This is a genomic window from Nonomuraea solani (genome assembly GCF_900108335.1).
Taxonomy (GTDB): domain Bacteria; phylum Actinomycetota; class Actinomycetes; order Streptosporangiales; family Streptosporangiaceae; genus Nonomuraea; species Nonomuraea solani.
The window spans coordinates 362,045-377,455 of record NZ_FNVT01000001.1; the positions used below are offsets into that span (position 1 = coordinate 362,045).

The 15,411-nt window shown below is 69.4% G+C and carries 10 protein-coding genes; 7 read left to right on the top strand and 3 right to left on the bottom strand.

What is annotated here, in order from left to right; translation table 11 throughout:
* Positions 1 to 6: 6 nt before the first annotated feature.
* On the bottom strand, positions 7 to 1,584 hold the full coding sequence (aceB, locus tag C4V41_RS01705) for a malate synthase A (RefSeq protein WP_200823763.1): 1,578 nt from the start codon (positions 1,582 to 1,584) through the stop codon (positions 7 to 9).
* A 153-nt stretch (positions 1,585 to 1,737) separates the two neighbouring features.
* On the opposite strand from aceB, the gene C4V41_RS01710 reads away from it, so the two are divergent.
* The 7 genes from C4V41_RS01710 (at position 1,738) to holA (ending at position 13,282) form a co-directional block, all read left to right on the top strand.
* Positions 1,738 to 2,430, top strand: coding sequence for a DUF4097 family beta strand repeat-containing protein (locus tag C4V41_RS01710; protein ID WP_103953923.1), 693 nt, complete (start codon positions 1,738 to 1,740; stop codon positions 2,428 to 2,430).
* Between the two features lie 87 nt (positions 2,431 to 2,517).
* Entirely contained in the window at positions 2,518 to 3,930 is a 1,413-nt protein-coding gene (hflX, locus tag C4V41_RS01715; RefSeq protein ID WP_103953924.1) for a GTPase HflX, read from the top strand.
* A gap of 470 nt (positions 3,931 to 4,400) precedes the next feature.
* Positions 4,401 to 5,609 (top strand): imidazolonepropionase, encoded by a 1,209-nt coding sequence (gene hutI, locus C4V41_RS01720; protein ID WP_103953925.1) that lies wholly within the window; start codon positions 4,401 to 4,403, stop codon positions 5,607 to 5,609.
* Positions 5,610 to 5,865: 256 nt separating this feature from the next.
* The gene (locus tag C4V41_RS01725) at positions 5,866 to 6,633 is read left to right on the top strand and encodes a DegV family protein (protein ID WP_235029853.1); all 768 of its coding nucleotides are present in this window, start codon (positions 5,866 to 5,868) and stop codon (positions 6,631 to 6,633) included.
* A 1,007-nt stretch (positions 6,634 to 7,640) separates the two neighbouring features.
* Positions 7,641 to 8,054 carry a ComEA family DNA-binding protein gene (locus tag C4V41_RS01730; protein WP_235029921.1) on the top strand — a complete coding sequence of 138 codons (414 nt, stop codon included), beginning with the start codon at positions 7,641 to 7,643 and terminating at the stop codon, positions 8,052 to 8,054.
* Between the two features lie 676 nt (positions 8,055 to 8,730).
* Positions 8,731 to 11,721, top strand: coding sequence for a ComEC/Rec2 family competence protein (locus C4V41_RS65205; protein WP_268808540.1), 2,991 nt, complete (start codon positions 8,731 to 8,733; stop codon positions 11,719 to 11,721).
* A 589-nt stretch (positions 11,722 to 12,310) separates the two neighbouring features.
* Complete coding sequence (gene holA, locus C4V41_RS01745) at positions 12,311 to 13,282, top strand: DNA polymerase III subunit delta (RefSeq protein ID WP_103954684.1); 972 nt, start codon at positions 12,311 to 12,313, stop codon at positions 13,280 to 13,282.
* Positions 13,283 to 13,712: 430 nt separating this feature from the next.
* On the opposite strand, the gene C4V41_RS01750 is transcribed toward holA, so the two are convergent.
* Both C4V41_RS01750 and C4V41_RS01755 read right to left on the bottom strand, forming a co-directional pair.
* Positions 13,713 to 14,840, bottom strand: coding sequence for an epoxide hydrolase family protein (locus tag C4V41_RS01750; RefSeq protein ID WP_103953928.1), 1,128 nt, complete (start codon positions 14,838 to 14,840; stop codon positions 13,713 to 13,715).
* 48 nt (positions 14,841 to 14,888) lie between these two features.
* Positions 14,889 to 15,374, bottom strand: coding sequence for a MarR family winged helix-turn-helix transcriptional regulator (locus C4V41_RS01755; protein WP_103953929.1), 486 nt, complete (start codon positions 15,372 to 15,374; stop codon positions 14,889 to 14,891).
* Positions 15,375 to 15,411: the final 37 nt, after the last annotated feature.

Consider the following 15,411-nt stretch of genomic DNA (forward strand, 5'->3'; position numbering starts at 1 on the left):
CTTTCTTTATGGCATTTGAGCATAGGCCGGAAGGGTCAGGAAGTCGGCGAAGTCGTCGTCCAGCGCCACTTCCTTGAACAGCGCCGTCGCCTGACCGAACAACTTCTCGTCGTAGCCCGGCTCCTCGGCGATCTTGGCCAGCTCCTCCGTGATGATCCGCTCGACGAGCTCCTTCGTCACCTGCGCGCCCGTGTCGGCCAGCGTGATGTCGTTGTGGATCCACTGCCAGATCTGCGAGCGCGAGATCTCGGCGGTGGCGGCGTCCTCCATGAGGTTGTGGATGGCCACCGCGCCCAGCCCGCCCATCCAGGCGGCCAGGTAGCGCAGCGCCACGTCCACGTTGTTGCGCAGCCCCGCCTCGGTGATGCCGCCCGGCGTCTCGGAGACGGCCAGCAGCTCGGCGGCCGACACGCTGACGTCCTCGCGCAGCCGGTCGAGCTGGTTGGGCTTCGACCCCAGCACGCCGTCGAACACCTCGCGGCAGATCGGCACCAGGTCCGGGTGCGCCACCCACGACCCGTCGAACCCGTCGCCCGACTCGCGCGTCTTGTCCCCCCGAACCTTGTCCAGCGCGACGGCGTTGACCTCCGCGTCACGCCGCGACGGGATGAACGCCGCCATCCCCCCGATCGCGTGCGCGCCGCGCTTGTGGCAACTGCGCACCAGCAGTTCGGTGTACGCGCGCATGAACGGGGCGGTCATCGTCACCGCGTTCCGCTCGGGCAGCAGGAACTCGCGGCCCCTGGTCCTGAACTTCTTGATGACGCTGAACAGGTAGTCCCAGCGGCCCGCGTTGAGCCCCGCCGAGTGGTCGCGCAGCTCGTAGAGGATCTCCTCCATCTCGAACGCCGCCGGGTACGTCTCGATGAGCACGGTCGCGCGGATCGTGCCGTGCGGGATGCCGAGCAGCTCCTGCGCCCTGGTGAAGACGTCGTTCCAGAGCCTGGCCTCCAGGTGGGACTCGATCTTGGGCAGGTAGAAGTACGGGCCCTTGCCCTTGTCGATCTGCCGCTGGGCGCAGTGGAAGAAGTAGAGGCCGAAGTCGAACAGCGACGCCGCCACCGGCTGCCCGTCGACCTCGGCGTGCTTCTCGTCCAGGTGCCAGCCGCGCGGCCGGACGACGACGGTGGCCAGCTCGGCGTCGGGCTTGAGCGCGTACGACTTGCCGCCGGTCTCGAAGTCGATCGTACGGTCGAGGGCGTCGCGCAGGTTGAGGTGGCCGCTCACGCAGTTTTCCCAGAGCGGGGAGTTGGCGTCCTCGAAGTCGGCCAGCCACACCTTGGCGCCCGAGTTGAGCGCGTTGATGGTCATCTTCTTGTCGACCGGGCCGGTGATCTCGACCCGGCGGTCCTCCAGGCCCGGCGCCGGGGGAGCGACCCGCCAGTCGCCCTCCCTGACCTCCTTGGTCTCGGGGAGGAAGTCGAGCGTGCCGCCCGCCGACAGCTCCGCCTGCCGCGTCTGGCGGGCCTCCAGCAGCTTGATCCGGGTGCCGCCGAACTCCCGCTGGAGAGCCGCCACGAACGCGAGCGCCTCCGGCGTGAGGATCTCGTCGAACCGGTCGTGCATCGGGCCGGTGATCTCCATCATTCCTCTTTCCGCTCTGTGGAAAATGAGTTCTGGATTGTGGAAGCGAAATTACTCCCCTGGTCGTTCCCCGGTCAAAGGCGGGGGTTACCCCGGAGAGTCTTCGGGGGCATCCCGGATGTGCGCGGGGCCCGGCCGCGCGAGGATTCACCCATGAAGACGATTGCGATCGCGGGCGGGCTGCTGGCCTCCGCAGCGCTGCTCAGCGGGTGCGGGCTCGCGAGCATCACCGGCCCGAGCAACGAGGACACCGCGTCCTACCAGGTGACGGAGAAGGTCACCAGGCTCGATCTCAAGAGCGGCTCCGGTGAGGCCCTGATCACGGAGACGGACGGGACCGCCGTACGCGTCGTCGAGACCCTCCGCTGGCGCGGTGACGACAAGCCCAAGCCCGAGCACAAGGTCGAGGCGGACGCGCTGCTCCTCACCTACGACTGCTCGTCGGAGTGGGGGAACTGCAGCGTCGACTACAAGATCGAGGTGCCCAAGGGCCTGAGAGTCGACCTGGACGCCGGTTCCGGCAACCTGACCCTTCGGGGGCTGACCGGGGAGATCGACGCGAACGTGGGCTCCGGCGACCTGGACGCCACCGGCCTGGCCGGCAAGAAGGTCTATGCCAAGGCGGGGTCGGGCAACATCGAGCTCAAGTACACGACGGCGCCCCAGACCGTCGATCTGCAGGTCGGCTCGGGAGACATCACGCTGCACGTGCCCGAGGGCGGTTATGACGTGAAGACCGAGGTGGGCTCCGGCGACGCGAACGTCTCCGTCAAGGACGAAGCCTCCTCGCCGAACAAGATCTCGCTGTCGGCGGGCTCCGGCGACATCACGGTCCGGCACGGATGATAACCAGGTGATTGCGCGCGGGATGTCGTGCCACCATCGTGGGAAGACATCGAGGTGTCCAGACGTTCCCTAATAGAGATGACACGAATGCACGAATACTCCGCGCTCGACGAGTTCGAGACCGGCGACATGGACCTTGAGGAGCGCCAGGCGCTGCGACGCGTGGCGGGCCTCTCCACCGAACTCCAGGATGTCTCCGAGGTCGAATACCGGCAGCTGCGGCTTGAACGGGTCGTCCTCGTCGGTGTCTGGACCTCTGGCACGGTCGACGATGCCGAAAACTCGCTCCTCGAGCTGAAGCTTCTGGCCGAGACGGCCGGATCCGAGGTGCTCGACGGGCTGATCCAGCGTCGTCAGAAGCCCGACCCGGCCACCTACATCGGCTCGGGCAAGGCCCTGGAGCTGCGCGACGTGGTCGAGTCCAGCGGCGCCGACACCGTGATCTGCGACGGTGAGCTGACCCCTGGCCAGCTCCGTCAGCTTGAGGAGACGGTCAAGGTCAAGGTGATCGACCGTACGGCGCTGATCCTCGACATCTTCGCCCAGCACGCCAAGAGCCGTGAGGGCAAGGCCCAGGTCGAGCTGGCGCAGCTTTCCTACCTGCTGCCGCGCCTGCGCGGCTGGGGTGGCAACCTGTCCCGGCAGGTCGGTGGCCGCGCCGCGGGCGGCGTCGGCATCGGCGGCCGTGGCCCCGGTGAGACCAAGATCGAGCTCGACCGGCGGCGCATCCGCGAGCGGATGTCCAAGCTGCGCCGGCAGATCAGCGGCATGTCCACCTCCCGCGACACCATGCGCAGCCGGCGCCAGCGGCGCGAGGTTCCCGCCGTGGCCATCGCGGGCTACACCAACGCGGGCAAGTCCTCGCTGCTCAACCGCGTCACCGGCGCGGGCGTGCTGGTCGAGGACGCGCTGTTCGCCACCCTGGACCCGACGGTGCGCCGCGCGCGCACGCCGGAGGGCAGGGTGTTCACGATCGCCGACACCGTCGGCTTCGTGCGCCACCTGCCGCACCAGCTCGTCGAGGCGTTCCGCTCCACGCTGGAGGAGGTCGCCGACGCCGACCTGATCCTGCACGTGGTCGACGGCTCGCACCCCGACCCCGAAGGCCAGCTCGCGGCGGTCCGTGAGGTGTTCGCCGACATCGAGGGCGCGTCCGACGTGCCCGAGATCGTGGTGATCAACAAGGCCGACGCGGCCGACCAGGAGGTGCTCGACCGGATCGCCCGGCGCGAGCGCGACCACATCGTGGTCTCGGCGCGGACGGGCAAGGGCATCACCGAGCTGATGGCGCTCATCGAGGAGCGGCTGCCGCGGCTGGACCACGAGGTCCACCTGCTGGTGCCGTACGACAGGGGTGACCTGATCTCCCGGGCTCACAAGGAGGGCGAAGTGCTCTCGGTGGACCACGTGGAGGACGGCACGATCCTGCACGCGCGTGTGCTGCCCAGCCTGTCGCAGGAGCTGCTGCGGGTGGGCAAGCCGGTCGAACGCGTCTCCTGACCGTCTGTACGTTCCGGTATCTACCGGCACGCTTGGGCAGCTCTCGCCGTAAAGCGCGCAGAGCTGCCCAAAAGCGGCAGTGGCTCCCGAACCCTGGGATTGCTAGGATTGGCCAGACCTAACGTTGGTCTGGTCTTTGGTTTGGGTTCGGGTTCTGGGTTTCAGATGATGACTGCAGGTGTCGAAGTCGTCAGCGGGGGCCGTGGGGACGAGTCAGGGCTGCGTGACAGTTGGGATGAATGGTCTTTCTTCCGAATAACCCTGTACACCGGCCCGGCATGTGAAATAACGTAACTGAACTGAAATCGCCGGATCATGGGTCCGGCGATACGGTCACCGCACCAACCTGATGCGGATGAGAGCAGGAGACCCCCCATGTCGTCCGGACCCGGAGCGGACTCAATGGGCGCGGCACAGGCCGTGCGCTGTGCTCTGCGCACGTGCGGGGGGTCATGCGGGGTGGTGATGCGGTGACCGTTCGACTCCTGACCAACATCGGCAGACTCTGGACCGGCAACGAGGTCCTCAGCAACGCCGCCATCCTCGTGCACAACGACCGCATCGCGTGGGTCGGGCGCGCGCCCGACCTTCCGCAGAGCGTGCCCGGAGTCGTCGACGACATCGTCGACGTCGACCACGTGGAAAACCTGGGCGGCGCCCTGGTCACGCCCGGGCTCATCGACGCCCACACGCACCCGGTCTACGCCGGCAACCGCTACGCCGAGCTGGCCATCCGCACCGGCGGCTCCACCTCCGCCTCGATCACCGCGGCGGGCGGCGGCGTGGGCTCGACCGTCACCGTGACCCGCGGCACCGACCCGTGGACCCTCTGCAACGGCGTGCGCGAGCGGCTGCGCGGCTGGCTGCTCAGCGGCACCACCACCGTCGAGGCCAAGACCGGCTACCACCTCACCCGCGACGGCGAGCTCGCCGACGTGCGGCTCCTGCGCGAGCTGGAGAAGGAGCCGATGATGCCGCGGGTGCACGTCACGTTCCTGGCCGCGCACGTGGTGCCGCCGGAATACTTCGGCAGGCAGCGCGAATACGTCGAGGCCGTGGGCGCCTGGTGCGCCGACGCGGCCGCGGCGGGCGCCGACAGCGTCGACGTCTACTGCGACGAGGGCTACTTCACCACCGAGGAGTCCCGCTGGGTCCTCGCCTCCGGCCGTAACGTCGGGCTGCTGCCGCGCATCCACGCCGGCCAGTACAGCCGCCGCGGCGCCGTCCAGCTGGCCGCCGAGCTCGGCTGCGCGTCGGCCGACGGCCTGCACCACATGTCCGACGAGGACATCGCCATCATGTCGCGCTACGGCGTGCCCGCGGTCGTCTGCCCCGCCACGGCCCTGCAGCGCGGTCACCTTCCGCCGGTCCGCCAGATGATCAAGCACGGCGTCCAGATCGCCCTCGGCAGCGACCACAACCCCGGCTACTGCGGCATCACCTCGATGTCCCTGGTGATCGCCATGGCGGTGTCGGCGTTCGGGATGAGCGTCAACGACGCGCTGCGCGCGGCCACGCTGGGCGGCGCCACGGTGCTCGGCGCTCCGGACCGCGGGGTGCTGGCTCCTGGGCGACTGGCGGACATCGTGCAGTGGGACGCCGACCATGAGGGCGCCTTCGCCTGGTCGTTCGGGCTGAAGCCACGGCGGGTGTGGCGGGGCGGGACGCCCGTCCAGTAGTTAATCTCGGGATATGCCGCCCTCGGTTGCCGTTGTCACGGATTCGACTGCTTACCTGCCGTCGGTGCCGGGCGTCACGGTTGTCGCCGTACAGGTGGCGGGCCGTGGACCTTCCCCGCACGGCCCCTCACTCCCCGAGCCCCACCACGACCACCCCTCACCCTCTGAGCCCCGCTCCTCCTCCACCCGACCGCCTTCCACGGCCTCAACGGACGCTCAGAGCTCTCCCAATGGCAGAGCTTTTGCCGACCCGGGATTGCCCACGAACAGTGGGCGGATCACCGGAAGCGCCTCAGGGGGCGGCGGTGCGTCCTTTGACGAAGGCACCTTCACCGGAGACCTATCCTCCGCCACCACCTCCCGTCCCGCACCGGCGCACTTCGCCACCTGCTACGCCACCCTGGCCGCCGCTGGCGCAACGGGAATCGTCTCCATCCACCTGTCGGGCGAACTGTCAGGCACCATCGAATCCGCCCGAGCGGCCGCCAGAGAAGCCCCCGTACCGGTCGAAGTGATCGACAGCCGCTCGATCGCGATGGGCCTCGGCTACCCGGTCCTCGCAGCCGCCCGAGCCGCCGCCCGCGGCGCCTCTCTGGAGTCGGCGACGTCGGCCGCCCGCCGCTGCATCGAGACCACCCGCACGTTCTTCTACGTGGACACCCTCGAATACCTGCGCCGCAGCGGCCGCATCGGCACGGCGGCCTCCCTCGTCGGCTCAGCCCTCCTGATCAAGCCGTTGCTCCACATCGTGGACGGCCGCATCTCCCTCCTCGAAAAGGTCCGCACGGCATCACGAGCCATCGCCCGCTTGGAGGACCTGGCCGTACAGGCGGCGGGCGAGGGCCCTGTGGAGGTGGCGGTACAGCACCTCGGAGCCACCGAACGCGCCGAGGCCCTGGCCGAACGCCTGTCGAAGCGGCTGCCGGGCCTGGTGGAACTCCGGGTGATGGAGGTCGGAGCGGTGATCGGCGCCCATGTGGGCCCAGGAATGCTCGGCCTGACGGTCACATCCTGCGACCTCTAACAGAGGACTCGCGCCCACTCCCCAGATCCAGCCACCCCCACGTCAGCGGCCCCACGTCAGCACCTCCACGTCAGTGGCCCCACACCCAGCGGTCCCACGTCCTGCGACCTTCCGCAGCCGTCCCAAGGAATCCATCCACCGCCCACCTGTGGGGCCTCGTTATCCACAGGCGCGCCCGCCGATCTCACCACCATCCCCAGAACACCATTCGGGCTGATCGCGACCATCGCAGGGACCGTATCTTCGCTGGCGTGCGAACCCCCGACCCAACGGCAGAGCGCGCCATAGCCGAATCCCGGCTCCGGTCGATCACCGCTCCTGCCCGCCGCCCCCGCCGTCTCTTCGGCCGCCCTCCCTGGGGCACGGGCGAGCCCATCAAAGCCCGTCGGGGAAACGCCAACACCCCACCCACCCCCCAGCAGCCCACCACAGGGGCCGGCTGGGACGACCCACACCAACTGATCGACCACGACCCCCTGCACCCACCCGTCCCCCAACAGGTCGCTACGGAGATCGGCTGGGACGACCCACACCAGCCCATCGACCACGACCCCCTGTACCCACCAGAGCCACCCCAGCGCGCCCCGACACCTACCCTCGGACCTGCCCCCGCTCCGCGTAACCCTTGCCCCACTCCCATCCCCGGCCCCGCCGCCGCCCTCCTCAACCCCGGCCCCACTCCTAACCTCGGCCCAGACCCGGCACCTCACCTCGGCCCAGACCCCGGACCTCACCTCAGCCCTGGCCCCTCTCCCATCCACCCCCGTGCCTCCGGTCTCGCCTCCTTCGCCTCACGCCCCCTCCAATCCCTCCGTGAAGCCTTGACCTCCCAAAGCCCTGCCCTCGACCCCGGCAAACCCGGATTGCGCGTCCTCCTGGCCATAGGCGTCCTGGCAGCGGCAGCCGCGGCCTTCTTCGTATGGCGATCCCAACCCTCCCCCCAGCCCCTCCCACCCCTGCCAACCCCGATCGCCCCCGCCACCCCATCCCGAACCACCACCACCAAAGTGACCGTCCACATCGCCGGCAAGATCCGCAAACCCGGCGTCTACCTCCTCCCCTCAGGCGCCCGAGTAACGGACGCAGTGACAGCCGCAGGTGGAGTATCCCGAGGCGCCACCACCGGCCCACTCAACCTCGCCCGACGCCTGATCGACGGCGAGCAGATCGTCGTAGGCGCCACCACCGCCCCCGCGGCCCCCGGCTCGCCCCTCACAGACCCGGCCGCCGCCATCCTCGACCTGAACTCCGCAACCCCCGACCAACTAGAACAACTCCCCGGCGTAGGCGAGGTCCTAGCAGCCCGCATAGCGGAGTTCCGAACCGCCCACGGCGGCTTCACCACCATCGACCAGCTCCGCGAAGTAAGCGGCATCGGCCCAAGAAAGTTCGAAGATCTCAAATCCAAGGTCCGCATCTGACATGGCCGCCCAACCGACCAAGGAAGACCGCCCGGACCGACAGGACGCTGCGCACGCCACAAGCCACGCTCAGCCCCCGAACGCCCCCAGAGCTCAAGAACCCCGCGAACCCGACAGGCGCGAGTACGCCTGGCCGTTGCTCCTCCCGGCCATCGCCGCCTGGACCAGCGCCCTCATCCTGCTGAACTGCTCCGCCCTCACCGGCATGATCGCCACAGCTACGACAACCCTGGCCGCTACAGCGGTGGCCTGGCTAACCCGACCACCGCGCCAACGACCGACGTGGCTCACCCGATCACCGTCCCAACGAGCGACGCGCGGCACACTCACCCAACGAATGGCGTGGCTCCCTCGTCCATCCGCCCCACAACCAGAGCGACTCACCGCGCCACCCGCCCAACGACCGGAGAGACTCCCCGGACCACCCGCTCAACGAACAGAGAACCTCCCTGGCACGCCCGCCCAACCACTGGAGAGATTCCCCGGACCACCCGCTCAACGAACAGGGAACCTCCCTGGCGCGCCCGCCCAGACACAGCAAAGGCTCCCCGACACGCTCGCCCCACCAACGGAAGAGTTCACCAGATCACCCACCCAACCAACGGACAGGCTTCCCGGGCCACCGCCCACCCAACCAACGGTGTGGCGCAACATCACTCTGGCCACGCTCATCTGTATGGCAGCAGCATCGGCATCGGTCGCGTTCCGAATCCACGCGCTCACCACAGGCCCAACACCCGAACTCGCAGCCAAGAACGCCTTCATCACCGCCCAGATCGCCCTGACCGACGACCCCAAACGCAGATCAAGCAGAGCCGGACACTTCAACCAGGAAAGCTACGTCACCCAAGCAACCCTGAAAGTCATCCAAACCACCACCAACCGCCAAACCGTAGACGTCCCCATCACCGTCTTCGCGGCCGGCCGCGCATGGAGCGGCCTCCTCCCCAGCCAGCACCTCGAAGTCACCGGCCGACTGGCCAAGCCGACCCCCGGCGACCTGACAGCGGCCACCCTCCTGGTACGAGGCCCACCACGAGTCCTCACACCCCCGTCCCACCTCCAAACAGCAGCGGGCGCCCTCCGATCGGGCCTCCGCTCCGCCGCCGACGTCCTCCCTCCCGACCAGCGTGGCCTGCTCCCAGGCTTGGTGGTCGGGGACGTCTCACGCATGGACCCACAAGTGTCGGCCGACCTCCGGGAAGCCGGCCTCAGCCACCTCAACGCCGTAAGCGGCGCGAATCTGGCAATTGTGGCAGGCGCCACCCTTGCCCTTTCCCGCCTGATCGGCCTGTCCCTCCCCGCACGCGCCATCTTCGCCGCACTCGCGATGCTCGCCTTCACCGTGGTCGCCCGCCCCTCACCAAGCGTCCTCCGAGCCCTGCTCATGGGCCTGGCCGCCGCCGTCGCACTGGGTACGGGCCGCTCCAAGGACGGCTTCGCCGCCCTGTCGGCAACGGTTCTCTTCCTGGTGCTGTTCGCCCCCGACCTCGCCCGCTCCTACGGCTTCGCCCTTTCGGTCGCAGCCACCGCCGGCATCCTGATCCTCGCCCCCCGCTGGCGAGACAGACTCTCGGGCGTAACGAAGGAGGAGAACGACCAACCAGACCCCCAGACCCCGGAGGCGCGCACCCCAATAGGGCAGCCCTCAGAACCGCAGACCCTGGTAACGCTGACTTCCGAGGTGCCGACCGCTGCGGTACAAGTTCTTGAGGCGCGCACTCCGGAGGTCGGGACCGCTGCAGTGCGGACCCTGGAGGCGCGCACTCCGGAGGTGAGGGCCGCTGCGGTGCGGGTTCTAAAGGCGTGCACGCTGGAGACACGGACTCCAGAGGTGCGGACCGCTGTAGTGCGGGCTCTAGAGGCGCAGGCACCGGAGGTGCCGACTGCTGCGGCGCGAGTCCCGGAGGCGCAGACCCCCGTGGCGCGGACCCCGGAGGTGCGGACCGCTGTCGCGCAGACCCCAGAGGCGCGGATCTCGGTAGCACGGATCCAAAAGGCGCTGAGGCCGGAGGCACAGGCGCTGGAAGCACGGAGCCTGGACGTGGAACGGCTGGGTTCAGGGAGCCAGGATGCACGCCTCCCAGAAGAACGAACGCCGCAAGCGTCGCAGAAGGGCACCTCGAAACCGCCAGGCAAACCGCCAGGCAAACCGCCAGGCAAACCGCCAGGCAAACCGCCAGGCGAACGCCCGGCGAAGCCGTCAGACAATCCGCCAGTCGAACGCCTGGGGGAGTCTCCAGGCAAACCGCCAGGTGAAAGCCCGGGCAAGTCTCTAGACAAAGCGGCAGGTGAACGCCCGGCCAGTCCGGCAGGTGAACGCCTAGGCAAGGCTCCAGGCAAAGCGGCAGGTGAACGCCTAGGCAGGCCTTCAGGCGAACCGGCAGGTGAAAGCCCGGGCAAGCCGCCAGACGAACCGGCAGGTAAACCGCCAAGGCGGTTGCCCCGTTGGGTGGCCGAGGCTGTGGCTGTGCCGGCGGCCGCGCAGATCGCGGTGACGCCCGTGCTGGTGCTCATGTCGGGACAGCTGACTCCCGTCGCCGTGGTCGCCAACCTGCTCGTGGCCCCGGCGGTGGCACCGGCGACTCTGCTCGGCTTCGGTGCCGCGCTGGTGGCGCCCCTGTGGCTCGATGGCGCACGCCTTCTGGCCATCCCGGCCGGTTACGCCGTCGGGTGGATCATCATGGTCGCACGCTGGGCGGTGAACCTGCCGTTCGCGACCCTGCCATGGCCGGCCGGTCTACCAGGGCTCGGCCTGCTCCTGCTCGTAGTGGCCGTGGCGATACCCATCCTGCGACGTCGAGCCTGGCGGACGATGGCGGTCACGTTCGTCGGTGCGGCCTTGGTGGCGGTCCTGGTGGTACGGCCCATCGCCGGTACGTGGCCGCCCAAGGGATGGCTGATGATCATGTGCGACGTGGGCCAAGGAGATGGCCTCATCATCTCGGCAGGGCCAGGCCAAGGGGTGGTGGTCGACACGGGACCCGATCCGGTCGCCATGGACCGGTGCCTGCGCAGTGTGGGCGTACAGGACGTACCCCTGCTCGTTCTCACACACCCCCACGCCGACCACGTGGACGGCCTGCCGGGCGTTCTCAGAGACCGACGGGTGGGCGCGGTCGTCGTCAGCCCGCAGCAGCCAGGCAGACCGGCCGGCATGCGCGTCACCGCCATGCTGGCCCACCGCCGCATCCCCGAATGGACGGCCGTACCAGGAACGCGGTGGCGGTTCGGGCCGTCGGAGCTGACGGTGCTCGCACCCGACCCCGCCCTGGCCGGTACGTACGGGCAGGGCGAGGGCAGTGAGATCAACAACTCCAGCGTGGTCCTCCACGTACGCTGGCGGGCCGGTTCCGCCCTGCTCAGCGGCGACCTGGAGACGGAGGCACAGGACGAGCTGTCACGCCACCTCACCGTACGAGCGGACATCCTCAAAACCCCGCACCACGGATCGAACAGGCAGTCCCCGGCCTTCCTGTCGTCCCTGGGTGCGCGAGCCGCGTTGATCAGCGTGGGAGCGGACAACGACTATGGCCATCCCGCCTCGTCCACACTCGGCCTCCTCCGGCGGCTGGGCCTCACCGTCCATCGAACCGACCAGTCCGGTGACCTCGCCGTGGTGGAAGGAGATGACGGTGGCATGGCGGTGGTTCCAAGAGGGCCGTAGCGGAGCCTGGTTGGCCCCAGGCGAGCTGAAGTTGGTGATCGAAGCGTCAGTCGTTGGCGAGGTGGGGGTCAGCTGGTGCCGGTGGGGCGGGGTCAGGTGGCGCCGGTGGGGGGTGAAGCGGTGCTGGTGAGACGGAGGTCAGGTGGCGCTGGTGAGGTGGGGGTGAAGCGGCGCTGGTGAGGTGGAGGTCAGGTGACGCCGCACCGCTGCATCGGGCACGCCCCGTTGCCGGAAATGGTGCGGGCGCCCAGGACACCCGCACCGTTGCGGGCCAGCCGACGGCGTAGGCGCGGATGATCGTTTGGGTCATCCGGTTGCCGGCGGTGTCGGTGACCGTCGTACGGAGGGAGACGAACCCGGCCGTATGGGGGTTCGCCAGCTTGGGGGGCCAGCCAGTGTGGGCGTGGGTGTGGGTGTCGGCGTGGGTGCCTGAGCCTGCCGGTGTCGATGCGGGCGCCGGGGGATCCGTCAAGACGAGCTCCCGTTCTGAGGTGGTTGTCACGACCGTCTTTATCCGTACGGCCTTGCGTGGTTCCCACACGGCGCATCGAGTACCGGGTTGTCGGTGGCGCATGGCATGCTGCCTGACATGGCGGGAACCGATCCAGCACTTGTGACCTTGGTCGTCGGCGATGAGGAACTGCTGGCCGAGCGGGCGGTGAGCGGTGTCGTCGCGGCGGCGCGGGCGGCCGATGCCGGTTCCGAGGTGCACGACCTCATGGGGGGCAAGGTCGCCGTCGGCGAGTTGACGCAGCTGACCTCGCCGTCGCTCTTCGGCGACCGGTCCGTGGTGGTGATCCGGTCGGCGCAGGACCTGGGGAAAGACGTCATTACCGAGATCGTGACGTACGCCAAACAGCCCTCCGACGACACCGTGCTGATCCTGGCGCACCCGGGCGGGGTGAAGGGCAAGGCGCTGGTCGACGGGGTGAAGAAGGCCGGAGCCAAGGTGATCACGATCAACAAGGTCACCAAGGCGGGGGAGCGGCTCGACTTCATCAAGGGCGAGTTCAAGCGGACGGGGCGCAACATCGCCGGCGACGCGGTGCAGGCGCTGCTCGACGCCGTGGGCAACGATCTGCGGGAGTTGGCGGCGGCGTGCAGTCAGCTGGCGTTCGACACCGAGGAGAAGACGATCAGTGCGGCGGCCGTGGCCCGCTATCACAAGGGGCGCGCCGAGGTCACCGGGTTCAACGTGGCGGACTCGGCGATCGAGGGGCGGCTGGCCGACGCGCTGGAGCAGTTGAGGTGGGCGCTCGGCACGGGGGTCGCTCCTGTGCTGCTGGTGAGCGCTCTGGCCGGTGGGCTGCGGTCGCTGGCCAAGGTGGGCAGCGCGCCGCGCAACCTCCGGGGCGGGCAGTTGGCCGGACATGTCGGGATGCCGCCGTGGAAGGTGGATCGGGTCAAGCGGCAACTTAACGGGTGGGGGCCGGAAGGGTTGTCGAAGGCGATCCAGGCGGTGGCCGGCGCGGACGAGCAGGTCAAGGGCGGGGGAGCCGACCCGGCGTACGCACTGGAGCACACGGTGCAGGTCATCGTGGCGAACCGCACGGGGAGATAGACGCCGCGCCGTCGCCTGGGGGATGTGGGGAGATCGGTCAGCCGTGCGGGTGACGGCTCGGCGCGTGATCGATGCCTCGCCAAGGCAGGTGGTGGATCAGCGCTCGCGGCGGCACGTGGCCAAGGCGGTGGCGGTCCAGCCAGGTGGGTGGCAGCGCCGCCGTGGCCCCGCGCCGTCGGCTGGAACCAGTGGCCGCGCCGCCCTGGGGCCGCGCTGCCGTCGGGGACCGGTGGCCGCGCCGTGGTGGCGCCGCGCCGCCGTGATCCTGCGCCGCCGTGGTCCCCGCCACCGTCGGGGACCGGTTGCAGCGCCGCCCTGGCCTCGCGCCGCCCTGGCCTCGCGCCGCCCTGGCCTCGCGCCGCTATGGCCCCGCGCCGTCGTCGGGGACCGGCCGTGGCCCCGCGTTACGGGCGCGGGCCGGGAGGTGGCGTCAGGGGTGGCGGAGAGGGCGGAAGGAGGTGGTCAGTTCGTTGTGCATGAGTTCGGGTTCCTCCCAGGCCAGGAAATGTCCGCCCCGTCGCGGTTCGGTCCAGTGGTGGAGGTTGGTGCAGGCGCGTTCGGCGATCGAGCGGGGCACGCTGGCCATCGAGGGCTCGTGGCTGAGGGTGACGGCCGTCGGGACCGTGATGCGGGTGCGCGGCGTGTTGTGGGGCCAGTCGTAATACTGCCTGAACGAGGTGCCGATGGAGCCGGTCGCCCAGTACAGCGTCAGGATCGTGAGCAGGGCGTCGCGGTCGAAGCGGGACTCCACGTCGCCCCCGCAGTCGCTCCAGTCGCGATATTTGTCGACGATCCAGGCGGCCAGGCCGGCCGGTGAGTCGAGCAGGGCGGCGGCGATGGTGTCAGGGCGGGTGCCCATGATGGCGCTGTAACCGCCGTCGGTCTCGTCGTACGCCTCCTCCGCCGCCACGAACGCCTCCTCCTCAGGGGACATCGGCGGCTCGTCGAACGAGGCGGGGAACGGCGGGTGGATCAGGTGGAGGCCGATGATCGACTCCGGGTGCAGCGCGCCCAGCCACTGAGCGGTGCCGCCGCCGATGTCGCCACCGAAGGCCGCGTACCGGTCATGACCCAGGGTCTCGGTCATCAGCGTGTGAATGACGCGGGCCATGGCCGCGCGGGTGAGAGGCTCAGAGGGCAGGCCGGAGTACAGGAAGCCCGGCATGGACGGGATCACGACGTCGAACGCGTCGGCCGGGTCACCTCCGAAGCGGGCGGGGTCGGCCAGGTGTTGTGCCAGGGGCAGCATCTCCAGGAAGCTGCTCGGCCAGCCGTGGAGGAGCACGATCGGCATCGGGTCGGGGCCGGCTCCGGCGACGCGGACGAAGTGCGTGCCGCGTTCGCGATGGTGGGACAGCGCGTTGAGCTCGGCTTCGCGGGCCCGCCAGTCGAACCCGTCCACCCAGTACGCCACCAGTTTCCGCAGGTAGTCCGGGTCGGCTCCGCTCGCCCAGGGCTCCGCGCCGGTGGGAGCGGTGAAGCGGGTCTGCCGCAGCCGGGCCCGGAGATCGTCGAGAACCTTGTCGGACACCTCGATGCGGAAGGGCGGAAACGTCACTCAGTGGCTCCTCTGATCAGCGGGAATTCGCTCCTGGGTAGCATAGGGTCAGCGGCCGGCTTCCGCCTTGAGCAGGAGTTGCCTGAGCAGCCCGTCCAGAAGGTCCTGGTCCGCAGGGGACAGGGCGCTCACCACGGACGCCTCCGCCTCGGCGCGGATCCCCATCGCCTCCATCCAGAGGTCGTGGCCCTTCGACGTGATCTCGACGTCCACCCGGCGCCGGTCCTCCGTGCCACGCACCCGCCGTACCAGCTCAGAACGCTCCAGCGTGTCCAGCCGCCCCGTCATGCCGGCCGGCGAGAGCAGCAGGTCCTTGGCCAGCTCGGACGGTGTGGCCGCCCCGCCGCGCGCCACCAGCCGGTGCAGCGTCTCGAACTCGAAGTCCTGCATCCCGACCGCCGCCAGCGCCGCCTCCTTGGTGTGGACCAGGTGCTTCACCAGGAACTGCATGCGCGTCACGACCGCCTCCACCCGCTCGTCGAAGGGTGCCTTGCCGCGCCAGCGGGCCAGATGACGATCGACCGAGTCCTCCATTCCAGGGAGCATACGCCGACAAGTATTTTGTTGACGA

Coding starts and splice junctions, on each gene's coding strand:
- aceB (WP_200823763.1), bottom strand. CDS start 1,584: ATGGAGATCACCGGCCCGATGCACGACCGGTTCGACGAGATCCTCACG.
- C4V41_RS01710 (WP_103953923.1), top strand. CDS start 1,738: ATGAAGACGATTGCGATCGCGGGCGGGCTGCTGGCCTCCGCAGCGCTG.
- hflX (WP_103953924.1), top strand. CDS start 2,518: ATGCACGAATACTCCGCGCTCGACGAGTTCGAGACCGGCGACATGGAC.
- C4V41_RS65205 (WP_268808540.1), top strand. CDS start 8,731: ATGGCAGCAGCATCGGCATCGGTCGCGTTCCGAATCCACGCGCTCACC.
- holA (WP_103954684.1), top strand. CDS start 12,311: ATGGCGGGAACCGATCCAGCACTTGTGACCTTGGTCGTCGGCGATGAG.
- C4V41_RS01755 (WP_103953929.1), bottom strand. CDS start 15,374: ATGGAGGACTCGGTCGATCGTCATCTGGCCCGCTGGCGCGGCAAGGCA.